Source organism: Leptolyngbya sp. PL-A3 (assembly GCF_039962325.1).
In the GTDB taxonomy this organism is placed as follows: Bacteria; Cyanobacteriota; Cyanobacteriia; order Elainellales; family Elainellaceae; genus Vacuolonema.
In genome coordinates, this window is sequence record NZ_JAMPLB010000032.1 from 31025 (window position 1) to 49261 (window position 18237).

Genomic DNA, 18237 nt, shown 5'->3' on the forward strand with positions numbered 1-18237 from the left:
AGTTGTTTTTTCGTGCGAAGCGTACAAAAAATAACCCTTTCAGCAAGTTTTAAAACGTGTCCTTAGCGCTACCTGATTTACTCAAAAACGGGTGTGGTCTTTTCCAGATAGCCGGGCTCTGCCTGAGATTCTGGAAATACGGCACCCGTTTTTTAGTTAACCCAAACTTAATCAGAAAATGGGTATGCCGGACGCAATTCTACACACCCATCTCCTATCCAACCGAGCGGGTGAAAAGCTATAAGCCAGCCAAAGCTGGTGGCAGAATTTGCGGTGGTCGGTGAAACTAATGCAATCTCATTACGAAAGAGATACATTTTTATGTGTTTATGCCTTGAAAGTATATCCGCTTACAATAAGAGTGAGAACAGCTAAGAGCACAAGACATGGCTAAAACAGCCAAGCACTCTGAACAACTTGACCTGATTCAAACCCTTGCCCAGGAGAACTATCTCTTTCGGGGGCTAGACACCAGTTGGCTCAGTAGCCGTATTGAACTGGACCATGTCAGTCATGAGAAGCTGTATTCTAGTCGCCCCATTTACACAGCGTTTCAGCCTGATATTTCCCTGGAATATCTCTACGTGGTTCTGGCGGGAGGGCCTGTGTTGGTGCGGAGTACCCCGCTGGATCGGGTGATTGCCATGACCTATCCCGGCAGCTGTTTTGGAATGCGTAACTTACCCCTAAGTTGGGGGCAGGCGTGCCGCTCCTTTCCCAGTCTTGTAGAGGCCTACAAAACTACAACGGTCGTCAAAATTCCTCTCCCCAATATTCGGTTGCTTTATGAAGACAGCACCGTTTTTCGAGAGCGTTATACTGTGCTGTTTGAGCTACGGGAGAAGTTTCAATACCATCTGCTCAATTGCAGCACCTATCCGCCTCAGGCGGTAGCGTCTCTGCTGCGAGCACTGGTTTATCAAGAGCGGACTCTGGGTAGTCAGCCCCAGGGGGATGGCACGTTTGCCTTTGATTTGCCCATCGACATCATTGCCCATGCGTGTCAATTGAATGCCCGTACCGTTGAGCAGGTGCTGAAGGGTATGACGCAGGTGGGGTTGCTGAAAAAGCAGAAATCTTCAGATTCAGGTGACCTGGTTCAGGTGGAAGATCCTGAGGGCTTGAAGGAAGTTTATAGCGCAACTCGCGATAAGGTGTCCTGGTGGCCCCTGCGCTAAAGCCTCTATGCGATCGCCCCCAGAGTTGAACTTTCAGAATCGTGACCTGCGCGACCGCTCCTTCCGCAACCGCATCCTTGATCACGCCGACTTCAGCGGTTCAGATTTGCGGGGTTGTGATTTCAGCGAGGCTTCACTACAAGGAGCTTGCTTCAATGGAGCAACCCTGGGCTGGACACCCCGGCAGCTTTTTCGGCTGCTGTGGGTCATACCTCCCATCCTCTTGCTGGCTGATGCCGTGACTCGCCTCATGTTTGGTGCTTTGGGGCGTACCCCGGCTGAAAATGGCTGGTTCTTTGTCTTGGTGCTGTATAGCAGCTTGGCGATCGCAGGACTGGGAACGGTTCCGCCTCCCAAATCGCGGCTTCGTCTGCGTCGCTTCTGGCAGGGATTGGTCGGCCTTTGGTTTGGTGCGCTTCCTGGCTTTTGCTATGCCGGTATCTGGACGAATAATGACTCACGTTGGGCGATCGCGGGGGCGGTTTTAGGGGGAATTGTAGCCCTCTTGCTCAGTTTGACGACCCGTGGCCCCGTCCGGTGGGCGGCGTTTTTCAGTATGAGTCTGATCGCTGCCTATGGATTTGCGCTCTTGATGGGGGCCTGGGCGATCGCCTTTTTTGCAGTTGCTGAGCTCCTGCCGGGGCTATCAATGGCTTTATCAACTGTGTTGTACTTGCTTCTGACATTACAGGGCGGGTGGCTGGTTTATCGATGTGTCCGTCTAGCTGTGGGCACCTGTTTTCACAAAGCTAATTTAAAGGATGCTACATTTACCGGTGTGAAGCTTGAGGCTGGGAATTTTGATAGTCTTCAATTCTTCTAAATGAGCTTGTAACCTAAATTGGCTACTCAACCAGATGTCTTATGAAACCTGAGTTGGGGTTCAGGGTGTTTTCGAGTGTTGTGCAACGCGCGACACTCGAAAACATCCATTTTGACGTACGGGGCGCGCACGCCAAAATGGGCACTTTAGGTGACTGGATATGAAATGTGGGCAACCCTCTGGATGCCCATATTCTTGACAGCTCTTTAGTTGAGTTGAAATTATGATTCTTTTTCCAGGAGTTGTTTATTCGCTTTGTGGTTTTGCCAGAGGGTTTTCCAGTAGTGGATTGGATACAGCATTTGGCCAATAAAGTTTTCTGTCATGGTTTCACCATCGATGCCAAACTCGCGAGGCTGCTTGTCGAGGGGAAGATAGAAGGTGCCAAAGATAACGTCAAAAATGGGGAATAGACCGGCGTAGTTTTTGCCCCAGGCTCTTCTATCCATCTCGTGATGCCAACGATGAAAGGCAGGACTCGCAAGAATATGGCGAAATGGCCCATAATGCCAGGGCACGTTGGCATGAATGAAGGCGATATAGCTGGATAGGATGGGTGAATATAAATCAGCCGCTAGAGGTGAAAAGCCGAGCAACATAATGGGTACAGCTTTCAGCCCTTTTGAAAACATGTCATTGAAGGGGTGAACACGAACGGCTGATAACCAATCAAGAGTTTCTGCACTGTGGTGAACGGCGTGATAGCCCCACAGGACAGGCATGCGGTGGTTAATGCGGTGAGTCCAATACCCAATGAAATCACCAATGAAAATAACAATTAAACCTTGCTGCCAAAGTGGAATTTTGGCGATCGGCCCGTAGCCTGCCAGAATGCTGTTGAGTTCCAGGGGTCTGCCGATCAGCAGGTAGAAAGGCAGAAGTAGAATGGCAGCGGTGGCGATCGCTAGTATCTGGCTTACCATTGGGGTGACAAACCAGTAGAGAATATCGGTTCCTAGACCGCGTCGCAATCTAGGTTGGTTGGGAATGCTGGGCCAGAAACGCTCAAGAATGCCAAAGACAATAGTAAGAATACAAAATAAGACAAACGTTCTAATGAATCTGTCTTCCACAAATCAAACCCTCCAGGAATAACACGATGAAGTAGATATCTGAATGAGTCAGCTATCTTATTTCCTTACAAATGGGTGTGCTGAAACATTCTACAAAGTATCTTCCCGTATTTAATTCAACGATGTTTGTAGGAGCGTTAATTTACATGCGAGAAGTCCCTAGAAAATTAACTCATTCGTAAGCAAAAGATTTTGTTTCCTGTAATGCACCTTGGTACAAGACTCAAAAATTAACCCTCTAAAACTCCTCATTGTTCAGTGGCTTGAGATCACAAAAAACTAAGGGTTGTTGATTCAAGTGCGAAGCACCCAAATAAACAACCCTTTTAAACATTTCTTGTGATATTTGAATTCGGCCTGTTGCCTCACGTGTGAGCCATTGCCATGCGGCGACAACTTTCTGCACAATGGCGGCACATTTCAGCGCAGGCCTTCATTTGAATGTCGTCGGACATGCGATCGCAATCCTGGGCGCAGCGCTCGCATACATCGGCGCAGGCTCCACAGAAACGGCTGTGCAGGTCGGAGTTGCGCAGCATAAAGTTAGCGCTCGTTTGGCAACTTTCTGCACAATCCATCATCAAACGAATATGGTTAGGCTCGGAATGGTGGCCGCCCTGTTGCAAACAGTAGGTAATGGTGTTTAAGCAGATGCTGTGACAATCCAAACAATTTTGGATGCACTGCAACATTTCATCGTTGAGCTGATTGAGAGACAGATCTTGAATCGGCATGGTGCTTCTCCAGGGAGAGTGCTTCTACGTTTCACCCTCAGCCTAGGGAAATGGAAAGGCGATCTCCTCTAACTATTGAAAGAAATGCACATACCCCCTTGACTCTCTAGTGGGCTGGAGACTGCACCATGAAATCACACTCACCTGAGAGAACAAAATTATGACGTTTCAACTAACTGTTCCAACCATGTCCTGCTCAGCCTGCGGTGAAACCATTACAGAAGCGATTCGAGCGATTGATCCTACTGCTGTAGTTCAAGCCGAACCAAAAACGAAGCAAGTCACGGTAGACACGCAAGCAACGATCTCGGCAGTAAAACAGGCGATTGTTAATGCCGGTTATAGAGTCGCTTGAGCACAGGCTAACAACATTAATTCATGCCAGAAGTGCACAAAACATAGACGTTTCTAACCTTTTTCACGTTGCTTCTGAGGAGAAGCTCAATGGAAAATACAACCTTAAAACTGCGCGGTATGAGCTGTGCGGCCTGTGCCAACACGATTGAAGACGCCATTCGTTCTGTACCTGGTGTAGAAACATGCAGTGTAAACTTTGGTGCAGAGCAAGCAACCGTTACTTATGATGCTCATGCAACAGATGTCGCCAGAATTCAAAATGCTGTCGATGCAGCTGGTTATACTGCACTTCCCATAGGGGATGATGTGCTGGCCTCTGACAATGATGCAGAACGGCAGGAACGGGCGCGTGAACAACGCCAACTTCTGCGTCGGGTTTGGCTGAGTGGTGCCATCAGCGCTTTGCTCGTAGTGGGTTCTTTACCGGCTATGACCGGTGTAGCTATCCCCTTTATTCCCATGGTGTTGCACCATCCGGTTTTGCAACTGGTCTTAACGGCTCCGGTACTTTTATGGGCGGGTCAGTCTTTCTTTATTAACGCCTGGAAAGCGTTAAAGCGGCACACCGCAACGATGGATACATTGGTCGCAGTGGGAACAGGTACAGCTTACCTTTATTCCCTGTTTCCTACCGTTTTCCCGGGATGGTTCATCGAGCAGGGATTGAGCCCAGATGTTTACTTCGAAGCGGCTTCTGTCATCATCGCCCTGCTGTTACTGGGACGGATGTTGGAAAACCGTGCCAAAGGGCAAACCTCTGAAGCGATTCGTAAGCTCATGGGGTTACAAGCCAAAACCGCACGTGTCATCCGCGATGGTCGAGAGTTAGATGTGCCCCTGGCAAGCGTGACTTTGGGCGACATCATTCTGGTACGGCCTGGGGAGAAGATTCCGGTGGATGGCGACGTGGTGGATGGTTCTTCTACCGTGGATGAAGCTATGGTGACCGGGGAAAGTGTTCCTGTCAAAAAGCAACCCGGTGATGAAGTGATCGGAGCCACACTCAATAAAACGGGTAGCTTCAAGTTCCGGGCCACTCGCGTCGGTAAAGATACCTTCCTGGCACAAATCGTCAAGCTGGTGCAGCAGGCTCAGGGTTCAAAAGCTCCCATTCAGCGATTGGCGGATCAGGTGACGGGGTGGTTTGTGCCTGTTGTGATAGCGATCGCCATCCTCACCTTTATCTTCTGGTACAACATCATGGGTAACGTGCCCATGGCGTTGATCAGTACGGTGGGGGTGTTGATTATTGCTTGTCCCTGTGCTCTGGGACTGGCGACCCCAACCTCCATCATGGTGGGTACTGGCAAAGGAGCCGAGAACGGTATTTTGATCAAAGGGGCCGATAGGCTGGAACTGGCACACCAACTGCAAACCGTTGTTCTCGACAAAACGGGCACAATTACCCAGGGTAAGCCTACCGTCACCGATTTTGTAACGGTTAAGGGTACGCATGATGAACTTGAATTGTTAGGCTTAGCGGCCTCTCTGGAGCGCCATTCAGAACACCCCCTGGCGGAAGCGGTGGTGCATTACGCGCAAACTCAGTGGGCAGAATTGAGCCATGTAGAACAGTTTGAGGCGATCGCTGGAAGTGGGGTTCAGGGCTATGTGGGCGATCGCTGGGTGCAGATCGGCACCCATCGTTGGATGAACGAGCAGGGCATGAATACCCGTGCTTTAGAACAATCGGGGGAACGGTTAGAATGCCTGGGCCATACCGTGATCTGGATTGCTGTAGATGGGCAAATTGAAGCGATTATGGGCATTACTGATGCTGTCAAACCCTCGTCTATAAAAGCGATTCGGGCTTTGCAACGGATGGGTTTAGAGGTGGTCATGCTGACGGGAGATAACCAGCGCACTGCCAATGCGATCGCTCATGCGGTGGGCATCCAGCGGATTTTTGCGGAAGTCCGCCCCGACCAGAAAGCGGCGACGATTGAAGCAATTCAGGCAGAAGGGCGAGTGGTTGCGATGGTGGGAGATGGCATTAACGATGCTCCGGCATTGGCTCAGGCAGATGTGGGAATTGCGATTGGAACGGGAACCGATGTGGCGATCGCTGCTAGTGACATCACCCTTATTTCAGGCGATTTGCAAGGTATTGTCACAGCGATTCAACTCAGTCGTGCCACCATTCGGAATATTCGTCAAAATCTGTTCTTCGCGTTCATCTACAACGCGGCCGGGATTCCGATTGCCGCCGGTCTTCTCTATCCCGTGTTTGGTTGGGTGCTTAGCCCCGTTATCGCAGGGGCCGCGATGGCTTTCAGTTCGGTTTCCGTGATCACCAATGCATTGCGGCTACGCAACTTCAGGCCCAAGGCACTCGGTTAGCTAATTGTCATCAGGGCGGATTGAACTCCCATGAAATCTGCCCTGGCTCATTTCATTCCCAATTTTGAGGAGACACAATTATGTTTTGCAAAGCCACATTCTTCGCAACATTGGCCGGCTTTGGATTTCTGTTAGGTGTGTTATCGGGTTCACTGTCTGGAGCGTTAGCAAGTGAACCGCACACCGAATCGCACACGGCTTCCCCTGCGGAAACCACCGTTCGCCGTATCGATCAACCTCTTACAAGCAAGGTCGCTGTAACGCTAGGAGGACTGGGGCTGATTGGTTTGGAATTGTGGTGGTTCCTGGGGACTAAAACGAAGTTACGGAAAGCAGTGGCAACAGGTGGCATTCAGGAAATCACCGTTACCGTGGATGGAGGCTATGAACCCAGCCGCATTGTTGTTCAAGCGGGTCAGCCTGTACGTCTTAACTTTGATCGGAAAGACCCCAGCGGTTGTTTGGAATCTGTACGGTTTCCTGATTTTCATGTTGCTCAGGACTTGGCGCTTAACAAAGTTACCCCGATTGAATTCACCCCCGATAAACCCGGCACCTATGCCTTCACGTGCGGTATGAATATGTTTCGAGGATCGGTCGAGGTACAGGCAGCAGGCACCTGAAAACGGTGTGGCCCTGCACGCTTTTTGGGGCGATCGCCCTTTCATCGCCTTGAAGCATCAATTGGGCATAGGAGTGTCATGACCACTGCTGACGGCGTATTGTGGGCCAAAGGTTAAAGGGCGGGTATCCTAAGGAAGCATTTGCAGTGGGCAGCAAAGGTTATGGATATTTGAGTTGCCCAGGGTGCTTTCTAATAAACCTCCGTTTGGAATAAGCTAAAGCGCCCGTTTTGTGTGTGCTCAATGCGCATAAAATGGGCGTTTTCAAGTGCTACGCAACCCTCAGCACTTAATCCAAACTTAATGCAAATGTTTAGCAACGGATTATCCATTTGGTGATAAGTTTATTCACGCTGGTGGGCTCTTTTCAAGAAGCACATGTGTATATCAGCTTGATACTTCTGAGAATATTCCAGTAATACTTCTAACGCTTTGTCAGAACACTAGTGAGGATTTTTAGAAGCTAATTGAATGTAAATCCGGTCATCATCGCCTTAATCCCAGGTTTTCTACAGATATTCAAAGAATTTCATGTAGTCTTGCACAGGAACAGTATGAGCTTGGAGCATGGCCCGCATGTCAGACGCTAATGGTTCGGGGAAGCAGTAAAATCCTCATCGGGTTGGTAAACTAGCCGATTTTGGTCACGTCGCCTAAAGTATGCGGGGTTTGGGCAGATACGAAATATGCACACTCAACGAAAGGGAATCTTGCGGAATGGCTATGGCCTGGCTTACGGCCTTTGGCTACTGCCAAAATATTTTCTGGACACCGATTAATGTGGAGTCGTTCTCACAAAATTTCATGGGAACTTTTTCTTTATTTGCCATTTCATACAACGAAGTGTTAAACCAAACGAGGCCTTGATCAAAAATTCAGGTTTTCTTTAGATATTTTCACCGCCTGACTTTTGGCATCTGGCACTAGCAACTTAGTTCATTCACCTCCGTCTGCTATGTATGATTTCTTGAAACGGCAAGCGCAGCAAAGACCGAACGCCATTGCTGTGGAGGATGCTACGCGGCAATGGACCTACCAGCAGCTCGACAAACGGACTAATCAAGTTGCACACTATTTGCAAGAACGAGGAGTCGGACCCGGTGTAGTGGTTGGGCTGTGCGCCGATCGCTCCATCGATATGGTGCTCGGTATTCTGGGTGTCCTGGAAGCAGGTGGCACTTATCTCCCCCTCGACCCAAATTATCCCGATGAACGCCTGTCTTTCATGGTGCAGGAGACCCAGCCCGCACTGGTGCTCACTCAACATACTTTCGCTTCCCGCTGGCAAGGGCTTAGCGTCCCTGTACTGACGTTTGAAGGCAGTGAGGAGGCGATCGCCTCCTCACCTATGACACCACCCCTATCGTCTGTTACCCCGGATCACCTGGCTTACATTCTCTACACCTCGGGTTCTACAGGACGACCCAAAGGGGTGCAAATGCCCCGAGCTGTTGTCACCCGCTATATTCAAGCGCTAGGAGAACTTCTGCCGGTACAGGCGGATGACGTGTATTTGCATGTTGCATCATTTTCTTTCTCCTCCTCGATTCGCCAACTGCTGGTACCTCTATCGAAAGGTGCGCGAGTTGTGATTGCCAGTGCGCAGCAGGTGAAAGATCCCCTGCGCTTATTTGCACTGATGCAGGACGCCAAAGTGACTGTTTCGGATGGCGTCTCGTCTATCTGGCGTTATGGCTTGAAAGCGTTAGAATCGCTTGACTTGGCCCAGCAAAAAGCGCTGATACCTGCGCATCTTCGGGTGGTTATTGTTTCGGGGGAACAAACACCGAGTGCTTTGATTCAGGCACTCAAACGAACCTTGAAGTGCCAGCCTCAAATTTTTAATGTTTATGGTCAGACCGAAACCATTGGCAATACTTGCTATGCTGTTCCAGCCACGTTTGATCGCCAAACCGGGTTTCTACCGGTTGGGAAACCATATGCTTACAATCGGGCCTACATCTTGAATGAAGCGGGGCAAGAGGTTTCCCCAGGCGAGATTGGTGAACTGTGCATAGCTGGAGGGTGCCTGTCGCAGGGGTACTTAAATCGCCCGAAGTTGATGGCTAAAAATTTTGTACCCAATCCCTGGGCTGAACGGGATGGGGCGAATTCACCCCTCTCTCTGCCGACCCTATTCAAGACTGGAGATCTAGCGCGTCAAGCTCAGGATGGCGTTCTTGAACTGGTAGGCCGCAAGGATTTTCAGGTGAAACTGCGGGGCATGCGGATAGAGATTGAAGAAATTGAATCAATCCTGGAGGCTCATCCTCAACTCAATGCGGCGGTTGTGTCGGCTCGGTCCACAGCAACTTCATCCAACAATGATGAAGAAATACGGCTGGTGGCTTATTTGGTTGCCTCACAGCCTCTGACCTCGGCTGAACAATCGGCATTGACGATAGCGTTACGGAAATTTGTGAGCGATCGCCTCCCTCAGTACATGGTGCCGTCTCAGTTTGTGTTTTTGCCAGCGATTCCTCTGACACCAAATGGGAAGCGCGATCGCAAGGCACTTCCGGCCCCAGACCTGCTCCAACCCGAGTCTGTCGACTCCCTTGAACCGCCCAATGGTGACCTGGAAATCCAGCTTTGGGACATCTGGAAAATGGTATTAGGCGTTTCCACTATCACCACAACGGACAACTTTTTTGAGTTAGGTGGTCATTCCCTTCTGGCTGCACAGATGCTAGCCCATGTAGAACAAATTTCGGGCGTTCGCCTACCCCTGGCAACGTTACTCACGGCCCCAACCATTAGTCAACTGGCTGATGTGTTGCGCCAGGAAGGCAAAACTATCTCCTGGCCCTGTTTGATTCCTGTACAGCCGTTAGACACCCCTAAACACCTGTTTTGCGTGCATGGCATTTTCGGCAATGTGATGAATTTTGTTGAGCTAGCTCGTGCCCTTGGGCCTGACTATTCTGTATATGGCTTGCAAGCTCGTGGGTTAGACGGGAAATCTCCCTTCTTTGAGCGGGTAGAAGATATGGCAGCCTTTTATATTCAGGAAATTCGCGCCGTTCAGCCCCATGGCCCCTATTATCTGGCAGGCTATTCCTTTGGCGGCAACGTTGCCTTCGAGATGGCCCAACAACTGACTCAACAGGGCGAAGATGTAGCCCAGGTCATTCTGCTGGATGCCGTAGGGCGCAATTTCTTCCGTCAAGTTCCTCCCGTGGAAAAGCTGCAAAACCATGCCCGCCTGCTTCTGAAGCACGGCCCATCGTACTTACTAGATAAAGTACGTAAGCGCTCTGGACGCAACGCTGCTAAGACATCCAGTAGCACTGCCCAGGCGCTCTTTGGCATCCCTGAGGCTCCCGAAGGGACGACGGCCTATAGCGCTCAAAGCGTCACTGTGAGTCAGGCCCATCGGCAGGCTTTACAACGATACCTCCCACAGCCGTACGAGGGTAATGTTGTGCTGGTCAGAGCACAACTCCCCGACCCAGATGAAGCCTGGTTTATCGATCCGGCGTTGGGCTGGGGACATTTGGTGAAAGGCGACCTGAGAATACACCACAGCTCTGGCTATCACGTCTCGATGCTGAAGGCTCCCCATGTCGATGGGTTAGCCGCTATCCTCAAGCCTTACCTTGCGCCATTGACTACCCCAACTGCAGTTGCGTCGCGGGTTCTTCAGGGAACGGCTTCAGCTTAAAAGGCAAACGCCCTGAGGCAAACGGTCCAGGCTCATTCATCGGACTGCAATAGGCCCAGAAACCCGGTGTTTTTAGAAATACCGGGTTTCTAGTAGTTCACCGCGCTAATTTTGACAGGTGGGGTATGGCGGGCTTTGCCCGCCATACCCCACCTGTCAAAATTAGCGGCCTGTCAAAAACTATGTGGTGGCCTACTAGGTTTTGGAAGCTGTTTGAGAAGTTGATTTTTCGCACGCACAGCGTATGGAACAACAACTAAAACAGGTGTTAGCGATCGCCCCCATCCAAACCGATGTAGGATGCCTTAGAACACCCACACACGATCATCCTTACCCTACCTCCAACCATGACTGACCGGGTTCTCTATCTGGGCGACGACATCAATACCGACGACATCATCCCCGCCAAGCGGGGCACCAATGCCGACCCCGATTACCTCAAACGCTATGCTCTGGAGCATGTGATTGGCGAAGGCAAGTTGCTGGAATATGACGTCATCGAAGCCGGTCATAATTTTGGATGTGGTTCCAGCCGTGAGTTTGCTCCGATCGCCATCAAAGCAGCTGGTATTCGGCTTGTCCGGGCCAAATCTTTCGCAGAAATTTTCTATCGCAACAGCATCAATATTGGCCTGCCGTTGGAGATTTTGGGTGAGTCCCAACCAAATTCTGTGGTGGAGGCGATCGCCCAATCCGGCGGCCTCTTTCCCTTCAATCAACAGCGGCGACAGGGCAGCGTCACCGTTCCTCCCAGCCTTACGACCCCCCGCCCCATGACCATGGCGGAAAAGCTGCTGGCAAAAGCTTCGGGGAATACCTATGTACGTCCGGGTGAGGTGGTGTTTGCCAAGGTAGATCTGGCGATGTCTCACGATGCGATCGCCGGTCCTGTAGGCCAACTTTTCTATCAGCATTTTGGGGCAGACGCGAAAGTGTGGGAGCGCGATCGCATCGTCCTTGTTGCCGATCACTTTATCCAGATTAACGACATCCGCAACGACCCCAAAGCACCGTTGATGTATCAGCAAATGGCGCAGTTCGCCCAGGAGCAGGGCTGTCATTTGTTGGATATGATTTCCCCCGGCGAAGCAGCAGGAATTTGCCATGTGCTGTTGCCGGAGCAAGGCTTTATTCGTCCGGGTATGGTGGTGGCTGGCACCGACTCTCATAGCTGCACCTATGGCGCGTTTGGCTGCTTCTCCACCGGAGTTGGCACAACAGATATGGCGAATATCTTCGCCACCGGGGATGTGTGGTTGCGGGTTCCCGCAACCCTGCGGTTTGACCTGGAGGGAACGCTGCCACCCCACATCAGCGCCAAGGACATCATGCTGTTCATTCTGGGGCAGATTGGCTGTGATGGGGCGATCGCCAAAGTGATGGAGTTTCGCGGCAGTATCATCGACCAGATGCCCATGGACGAACGCATGACCCTGGCTAACATGGCCGTGGAAGGTGGCGCGATGTGCGGTCTTATGGCCCCCGACGATACCACCCGCGCCTATGTGCAAGCCCGTACCCAAACTTCCTTCGAGGAAGTCACCAGTGACCCTGACGCCGAGTACGAGCGCATTTACACCTTTGACCTGAGCAATCTGGAACCGCAGATTGCCCGCCCACCTAAACCCGACAACGTTGTCAGCATTAGCGAATTGGGCGACGTACCCATTACCCGCGCCTTCATCGGCTCCTGTACCGGCGGCAAGCTGCATGATCTGGCCCAGGCCGCTGATGTCCTTAAAGGCCACTGCGTCGCTCCTACCGTCAGCCTCTTCGTCGTCCCCGCCTCCCAGGAAGTGCGCCAGCAAGCTGAAACCCTCGGCTACCTCGACATTCTGGAGCAAGCCGGAGCCACCATCCTAAAATCAGGCTGCGGAGCCTGTATTAATGCCGGTATGGGCGTTCTCGGCCCCCAGGAAGCGGGTATTTATGCCACCAATCGCAATTTCAAAGGCCGCAGCGGTGATCCCACTGGCCAAAACTATTTGGCCTCTCCCAGAGTTGTTGCGTTGTCGGCGATCGCTGGAAAAATTACAGCTAACCTGACGTAAACCTCTGAATCTTTCTCCCCTTTCAGGAACTGCCGTGTGTGTACAAGTGGTTGGTTTTAGCGATCGCCCTCGTACCCACACCCCCAGCCCCTCTTCCGAGAGGAGGGAGATCCAGCCAGAAATCCTTTTTCAACAACCAATGAACTCCTTCGCTCCGGTCCCCCCTTTGTCGGGAGAGGGGGGTAGGGGGTGGGCCAAATGGGATACATTCAACAGCTATAGCCTTTAGAGGTTGTTCGAAAAGTTGATTTTGCGTGTGCGTAGCGCACGCAAAATCAACTTTTCGAACAACCTCTTTGGATCGGGTGATAGCAATACGCAGTCTGGATTCATTGTCGTAAAAAACAGGTATCCCTCCAGGCGGCAACACCTAGAATGTGTAGGTTACGATGGCAGAAATCAGCAACGTGCGACTCCACTCACAACATACTGTTGAATGTTCTTTAAGTCTGGAACCGTAGGTTACAAGGTCTCAAAACGCAGACTATCCAAACGTTCCTGCCGTTGGTATGCGATGGCATTCTTGTTTGGGTTCTGCTTTGTAGGGACGTTTGGTTTTACCGTCCCTAAGGGAGCCACACTTCCAGCCCCAACTCAGGAAACAAGCACTAACCTCACACCGAGTCTCTTCGAAGCAGCAGATTGTCAAATTTCAGGTTCTACAAACGAGAGCCAGATCTATGACCAAACCACATTAGTCTCCATTAATCGCCAGATCTTCGATCGCCTCTTTGCCATTGGAACTTACGATAACGCCAATTTTGTCACCCTGAGCTGTCGAGCTGATGCAAGTCGCTACAGCTTAGTCGGCTTACAGATGGGAATTGATGACAACGCTGCGCGCGAGAACGTGAACTTAACGATTGATGTCTATCAAGGGGGCAACCTCAGGCAGACCTATCGCAACCTGCGCGCCGGGAGTACAGCCAACGTCGTTCTCGATTTAGCGGACCCAGCAGTTCCAACAAATCCCAATAATTTTGCTGTCGAAATGACTTGTCATACGCAGCGTGCAAATTGTTATCTCCAGTTTCTTGAAGCACGGCTCTATCCGATAGACTCTGCCACGTCATTACCCCAGATCATCACCCCATCTGCATCGCCATCACCTCAACCGAATGATTCTCTGGAACCACTGCCTCAACCCGAGACCGGTAGTCAGGAAGCAGAACCTGAAGATGAAGACGAATCGTCGTCCCGTAATAGGGTCGATCCCATCGATATTTTGAGAGGCGCTAACGAAGCCCGTCGATGGATCTGCCGTATTTTAGGCTGCTAGAACGCTTGCTTGTGAGCGTGTGCAACGATCCCAACCCGGATCCAAATGCTCTAGAAGCAACGCAGCTGTAATGCATTGCCGCACAATCCTTTTGCTAAGAAGGGGTCGGAAGCTGCTGTCCTGAGTATTCTATTTGCATACTTGTATGGAGAAGCCGATCGCCCCACTGTATAAATCTGTAACAACCCTAACAACATGGCAGGCGATCGCCCCTATGATGGGCACCCTTGCTTACAACTGCACACACTCCTGTGAGGACGCACGATGAAGAACCCGATGATGGCGATCGCCCTTGGCCTGGCCCTGCTCCTCTCCAGCTGTGGTGCAACCGTTGCAGAATCGTCGTCTGCCCCTGAATCGTCAGCTTCGTCCTCCAAACCTGTAGCTGTAGCCGCAGCATCTTCAGCCACCAACCCGAAAGCAGAGAAGGCAGAGGAGGTTGAGGCGATCGCCCAGGCCGAGGAGACGACAGAGTATCCCGAAATTGGGCAGATCATTTCGCTGCAATCGGGAGATCTGATGTGTTATACGGTAGTGCGCGATCGCCAGGGGCAAGAGTTCGACATTGGTGCCACCTTTGAAATTTGTGAGCAGCAGGAGCTGCTTAACCAAAATGTTCGCTTCGTTTATAGCGAAGAGAATGTGGCGGATTGCCAAAGCGCCGAACCCTGTGGCCGCAGCCGCAAGGAAACCCTGATTTCCGATGTCGTACTGCTGGGCGAAAACTGGCAAGTGTTGAGTAATGGCGACTGGACAGTCACCGTCGGTCGCATCGAAAGCTGGGATGGCGTCAACAACACAGGTGGCCTTACCTACTACGGCTGTGACTCCGATGGGAATTGCCTGTCGCTCACGGATGGCTTCACCGTTTGTCGCGACGGTATCTGCAATATGTCCTGGGAAAACGGCGACTATGCCTACACCCTCTCCTCTGAAGTAACAGACGATGGCGAAGGCTCCACCACCCTCATCGTCTGGCAGAATGGCGACGAAATCCTCCGCGCCGAAAACATGGAACTGATCGATTCAAGCGATTCTTAAAAGCTCAGGACTTACGTATTTTGTGTTGTGGGTAGTGTGCTTGGCACACCACCCACAACACAAATGCTCTATATATAGTGGACTTGCGTAAGCCCTGAAGCTGTTTGAAAAGTTATTAAGAGGGTTAATTTTTCGTATCCTTCAGGCACGAAAAATCAACCCTCTCAGACAGATGCTTAGAGGCAGCAGAGGCGATCGCCCCGGCTAATTCCTCTCGCGGGTACTCTTAAGTTCCTTACACTTGGCTTCAGCTGCTTGAAACGCATTCAAGTAGTCTTTTCCTCCTAACATGACCTCACCGTAATACTCGTAAGGTGCTGCGCCATAAATGGGTAGAGGATCATCCTCTGGATAATCTTCTTGAGACTCTTCAATAATGGCCTTTAGCTTCTTAATACTCAAATGTTGGGCGGGAAAGTAATGAATATCTTGAGTCGCCCGATTGAAGTGCGGTAGCGTCGGGTCGATGATACTTTCATCCATTTCAAGCCAGGCATGTTCAATGGGTTGGCTTGGGCCATAAGCTACGGCAACGAACCCCTGAACATAGGTGGCTCCCTTTAGAACTAATGCTGCCCGATAGGCATTATCAAACGACTGGCTCGCCTTACTTTGGATCTCCTGAGCAATTTCAATAGAGCGTGTTTCGTTGAGTGGCAGGTTCATGGGGCGTAAACCCGAAAGCGGCTACTGTGATCCTAGTGGATTGCTGCTTGTTTTGTGGGGTTTTGTGCAGTTGCCCTATGGATACAACCTCACAACAAGAATTACAGATTAATTTATTCGTGATCCTAAGTGTGGTAGGCGCTTTGTCCTACTCCTACCCTACCCGACCAGAAGGTGCTGGAGTAGAGGCGAATGTTTTCGCGCAGAATGTAGAGTCCGTAAAGTCGGCGGTTTGGCAATTCAGGATGGAGGGTAGGCGATCGCATAATAAAAAGCGATCGCGTCTTCCATTCTTCACCCATGAAATACGTATCTCTACCCACCCTGCCTGATGAAGGCGTTAGCCATAATCCTGCGATTCGCAAAAAGGTTATGCTGCGTCCTGGTGATCTGCCAGCGCTGACAAACTTTTCCCAGGCTCGTCTGCTTTCCGGTTCTGTGGCTCCCGGTCATGCCCATGCCGACATGTATGAGGTGTTTTTTGTGGAGTCGGGAAATGGCACCATCACCATTGATGATATTCCTTACGAACTGCGTCCCGGCGTCTGTGTCACGGTGGATTTGGGAGAAGTTCACGAAGTTGCCAATACGGGAACAGAAGAATTAGTCATCACCTACTTCGGTATTCGGAGTACATAATCTTTTATCTGAGGACTGACGCATGGTGTTGTGGATCTGTGAAGCACGCCACACAACACCATGCACTAGAGATAACAAGCTTGTGTAAGTCCTGATCTGATCAATGCTTGTGAGGAAGTTGCTTTAGAGACTGCCTCTCCACAATTGTTGAGATGATTTTCAAATTCCGGATCCGCTTTTTCTGCCGGTGTATCGAAAACTGAAACCGGGCGATCGCACACGCTTGCGATCGCCTAATTTTGAGGCAACGATTCATCTCAGATGGACAGTAACACCCTATGCGATTTCTATTTCTTCTGGTTGTGATAGCCGCTGGTGGTTGGCTGGTGTATGGGGCGATCAGCCGCTCCAACGCATCTGCCAACAACATCACCCCAGATCCAGGAATAACCCCAGCCCCATCCGAACAGCGCCCCAATCGCCCCACCTCCCGCCGTTACCCACCCGAAGATGTGCGCGACTATGAGTCATACCATCGTGTTATTGAGCAGACGGTAAACATGGTCCGCGATCCGGAAGCACAAGCATTGGCGAACCGCTACGGCCTCGATATCCTCAACGTCACCTGGGAAGATACAGGCCGCTACCAGAATTCTGCGGTTGGCCCCAACATCAGCGATATGACCATTCAGGTGCAACAGCGTCATCCCATTCGAGACGACTACGCGCTGCATCTGATGCCCGTCATCCGCTATCCCAACTTTACGGATCAGTCCGCTGATATTGACATCGATCAGTTTTTCCTGCCTCTGGGTAATCAGCGAGGGGAAGACCTGCAACCCGTTCCCCTGCGCGAGGTGTTGGATAACCTGCGGGATTATCTGACGGAGCCGGATTCCTGGGCGGGCCGTGGCCGATCGCTCCTGGCCGATCGCGATACCCATGTTCTTGTCAGCGCCCAGGCTTGTTTTCTGCCGATTCCCCAACAGGGTATGGCTGAGTTCAACCCAGTGCTGTTCAACTACCAGTCCTACCCCGGCGACCCAGCGGTGCTGACGTTGCTTGTGACCCGTCAGGGCACGAGCGTTACCGTCATCGACAATCAGCGGGATGGATTTGAGGCCGGGCGCACCTGGGGGCAACGGTTGTTCTTTAACAAAAATGGCGATCGCGCCAGCCTCACAGGCCAGCGCCTGAGCGACTACCAGGCCGAAAACCCAAATGGTGAACCCTCACAGGCCAGTGCCGCAGGTGAGGAAGGCTTGAACATGGTGATGCTAATTCAAGTGCCCCTGCGCCAGCGTCAGCCTGCTAATTTTGGTCTTGAAGATGCCGATATCACGATGGTATCTCCCCCCTCTGCTGCGATGGGGTCTGCTGCTCGGGGGCCAAGCAATGTGGAAGAGGCCGTTATTGGTCATGGCGCGGTCGAGGGGCCATTTACAGAGATTGCGGGTTTGCCGATTGAACGAGACGATCGCTTTCCTATCCGCGTAACGGTGCAGTTCTACAAGGCCACCAGCAACGGCGTCGTGTCAGAGAAGGACATCCAGCAAATTCGTCAGCAAATCGCGCGAGTTTACGACGATGCCGATTATGTAGGCAGCCTGGTGGTGGATGGCTTGCGGGGTCGCCCCACAGAATATGATGGCCCCCACGAGGAACCTGAGGGTTGGTGGGAAGATTTCTGGCAGCATTATCGCGATCGCATCAAATAATGCCAAACCAACCCGAATACCCTTCATTTTGCTGTCGCTAACCGACAGCAAAATGAAGGGTATTCGGGTTGATGCAAGATATTGAGTTGCTGTCGTTGTTTCTTGAGCAAT

At 51.3% G+C, this 18237-nt stretch carries 15 protein-coding genes; 11 read left to right on the forward strand and 4 right to left on the reverse strand.

What is annotated here, in order from left to right:
• The first annotated feature begins 386 nt into the window (after positions 1-386).
• Both NDI52_RS21495 and NDI52_RS21500 read left to right on the forward strand, forming a co-directional pair.
• Positions 387-1178: a Crp/Fnr family transcriptional regulator gene (locus NDI52_RS21495; RefSeq protein WP_190771159.1), complete on the forward strand. Its 792-nt coding sequence runs from the start codon at positions 387-389 to the stop codon at positions 1176-1178.
• 7 nt (positions 1179-1185) lie between these two features.
• Positions 1186-2001 (forward strand): pentapeptide repeat-containing protein, encoded by an 816-nt coding sequence (locus tag NDI52_RS21500; RefSeq protein ID WP_190771160.1) that lies wholly within the window; start codon positions 1186-1188, stop codon positions 1999-2001.
• 221 nt (positions 2002-2222) lie between these two features.
• Here the strand turns inward: NDI52_RS21500 and NDI52_RS21505 are convergent, their stop codons facing one another.
• Positions 2223-3074: a sterol desaturase family protein gene (locus tag NDI52_RS21505; RefSeq protein WP_190771161.1), complete on the reverse strand. Its 852-nt coding sequence runs from the start codon at positions 3072-3074 to the stop codon at positions 2223-2225.
• Positions 3075-3439: 365 nt separating this feature from the next.
• Positions 3440-3808: a four-helix bundle copper-binding protein gene (locus tag NDI52_RS21510; protein ID WP_190771162.1), complete on the reverse strand. Its 369-nt coding sequence runs from the start codon at positions 3806-3808 to the stop codon at positions 3440-3442.
• 160 nt (positions 3809-3968) lie between these two features.
• Between NDI52_RS21510 and NDI52_RS21515 the strand changes: the two genes are divergently transcribed.
• The 7 genes from NDI52_RS21515 (at position 3969) to NDI52_RS21545 (ending at position 15163) form a co-directional block, all read left to right on the forward strand.
• Complete coding sequence (locus tag NDI52_RS21515; RefSeq protein WP_190771163.1) at positions 3969-4163, forward strand: heavy-metal-associated domain-containing protein; 195 nt, start codon at positions 3969-3971, stop codon at positions 4161-4163.
• An 89-nt stretch (positions 4164-4252) separates the two neighbouring features.
• Complete coding sequence (locus NDI52_RS21520) at positions 4253-6505, forward strand: heavy metal translocating P-type ATPase (RefSeq protein ID WP_190771164.1); 2253 nt, start codon at positions 4253-4255, stop codon at positions 6503-6505.
• Positions 6506-6585: 80 nt separating this feature from the next.
• Positions 6586-7128: a cupredoxin domain-containing protein gene (locus NDI52_RS21525; RefSeq protein ID WP_190771165.1), complete on the forward strand. Its 543-nt coding sequence runs from the start codon at positions 6586-6588 to the stop codon at positions 7126-7128.
• Positions 7129-8083: 955 nt separating this feature from the next.
• The gene (locus NDI52_RS21530; RefSeq protein WP_190771166.1) at positions 8084-10792 is read left to right on the forward strand and encodes an amino acid adenylation domain-containing protein; all 2709 of its coding nucleotides are present in this window, start codon (positions 8084-8086) and stop codon (positions 10790-10792) included.
• A gap of 347 nt (positions 10793-11139) precedes the next feature.
• On the forward strand, positions 11140-12843 hold the full coding sequence (locus NDI52_RS21535) for an aconitase/3-isopropylmalate dehydratase large subunit family protein (RefSeq protein ID WP_190771167.1): 1704 nt from the start codon (positions 11140-11142) through the stop codon (positions 12841-12843).
• Between the two features lie 514 nt (positions 12844-13357).
• The gene (locus tag NDI52_RS21540) at positions 13358-14122 is read left to right on the forward strand and encodes a hypothetical protein (RefSeq protein WP_190771168.1); all 765 of its coding nucleotides are present in this window, start codon (positions 13358-13360) and stop codon (positions 14120-14122) included.
• A gap of 264 nt (positions 14123-14386) precedes the next feature.
• On the forward strand, positions 14387-15163 hold the full coding sequence (locus NDI52_RS21545; protein WP_190771169.1) for a hypothetical protein: 777 nt from the start codon (positions 14387-14389) through the stop codon (positions 15161-15163).
• Positions 15164-15367: 204 nt separating this feature from the next.
• On the opposite strand, the gene NDI52_RS21550 is transcribed toward NDI52_RS21545, so the two are convergent.
• On the reverse strand, positions 15368-15829 hold the full coding sequence (locus NDI52_RS21550) for a hypothetical protein (protein ID WP_190771170.1): 462 nt from the start codon (positions 15827-15829) through the stop codon (positions 15368-15370).
• Between the two features lie 125 nt (positions 15830-15954).
• On the reverse strand, positions 15955-16131 hold the full coding sequence (locus NDI52_RS21555; protein WP_190771171.1) for a hypothetical protein: 177 nt from the start codon (positions 16129-16131) through the stop codon (positions 15955-15957).
• Between NDI52_RS21555 and NDI52_RS21560 the strand changes: the two genes are divergently transcribed.
• Both NDI52_RS21560 and NDI52_RS21565 read left to right on the forward strand, forming a co-directional pair.
• Positions 16130-16468, forward strand: coding sequence for a cupin domain-containing protein (locus NDI52_RS21560; protein ID WP_190771172.1), 339 nt, complete (start codon positions 16130-16132; stop codon positions 16466-16468). The two genes, NDI52_RS21555 and NDI52_RS21560, sit on opposite strands and share 2 nt — an antisense overlap.
• A 278-nt stretch (positions 16469-16746) precedes the next feature.
• Positions 16747-18126 (forward strand): hypothetical protein, encoded by a 1380-nt coding sequence (locus NDI52_RS21565; RefSeq protein WP_190771173.1) that lies wholly within the window; start codon positions 16747-16749, stop codon positions 18124-18126.
• Positions 18127-18237: the final 111 nt, after the last annotated feature.

Coding starts and splice junctions, on each gene's coding strand:
- NDI52_RS21565 (WP_190771173.1), top strand. CDS start 16,747: ATGCGATTTCTATTTCTTCTGGTTGTGATAGCCGCTGGTGGTTGGCTG.
- NDI52_RS21495 (WP_190771159.1), top strand. CDS start 387: ATGGCTAAAACAGCCAAGCACTCTGAACAACTTGACCTGATTCAAACC.
- NDI52_RS21510 (WP_190771162.1), bottom strand. CDS start 3,808: ATGCCGATTCAAGATCTGTCTCTCAATCAGCTCAACGATGAAATGTTG.
- NDI52_RS21515 (WP_190771163.1), top strand. CDS start 3,969: ATGACGTTTCAACTAACTGTTCCAACCATGTCCTGCTCAGCCTGCGGT.
- NDI52_RS21535 (WP_190771167.1), top strand. CDS start 11,140: ATGACTGACCGGGTTCTCTATCTGGGCGACGACATCAATACCGACGAC.
- NDI52_RS21525 (WP_190771165.1), top strand. CDS start 6,586: ATGTTTTGCAAAGCCACATTCTTCGCAACATTGGCCGGCTTTGGATTT.
- NDI52_RS21530 (WP_190771166.1), top strand. CDS start 8,084: ATGTATGATTTCTTGAAACGGCAAGCGCAGCAAAGACCGAACGCCATT.
- NDI52_RS21500 (WP_190771160.1), top strand. CDS start 1,186: ATGCGATCGCCCCCAGAGTTGAACTTTCAGAATCGTGACCTGCGCGAC.
- NDI52_RS21555 (WP_190771171.1), bottom strand. CDS start 16,131: ATGGGTGAAGAATGGAAGACGCGATCGCTTTTTATTATGCGATCGCCT.
- NDI52_RS21550 (WP_190771170.1), bottom strand. CDS start 15,829: ATGAACCTGCCACTCAACGAAACACGCTCTATTGAAATTGCTCAGGAG.
- NDI52_RS21560 (WP_190771172.1), top strand. CDS start 16,130: ATGAAATACGTATCTCTACCCACCCTGCCTGATGAAGGCGTTAGCCAT.
- NDI52_RS21545 (WP_190771169.1), top strand. CDS start 14,387: ATGAAGAACCCGATGATGGCGATCGCCCTTGGCCTGGCCCTGCTCCTC.
- NDI52_RS21520 (WP_190771164.1), top strand. CDS start 4,253: ATGGAAAATACAACCTTAAAACTGCGCGGTATGAGCTGTGCGGCCTGT.
- NDI52_RS21540 (WP_190771168.1), top strand. CDS start 13,358: ATGGCATTCTTGTTTGGGTTCTGCTTTGTAGGGACGTTTGGTTTTACC.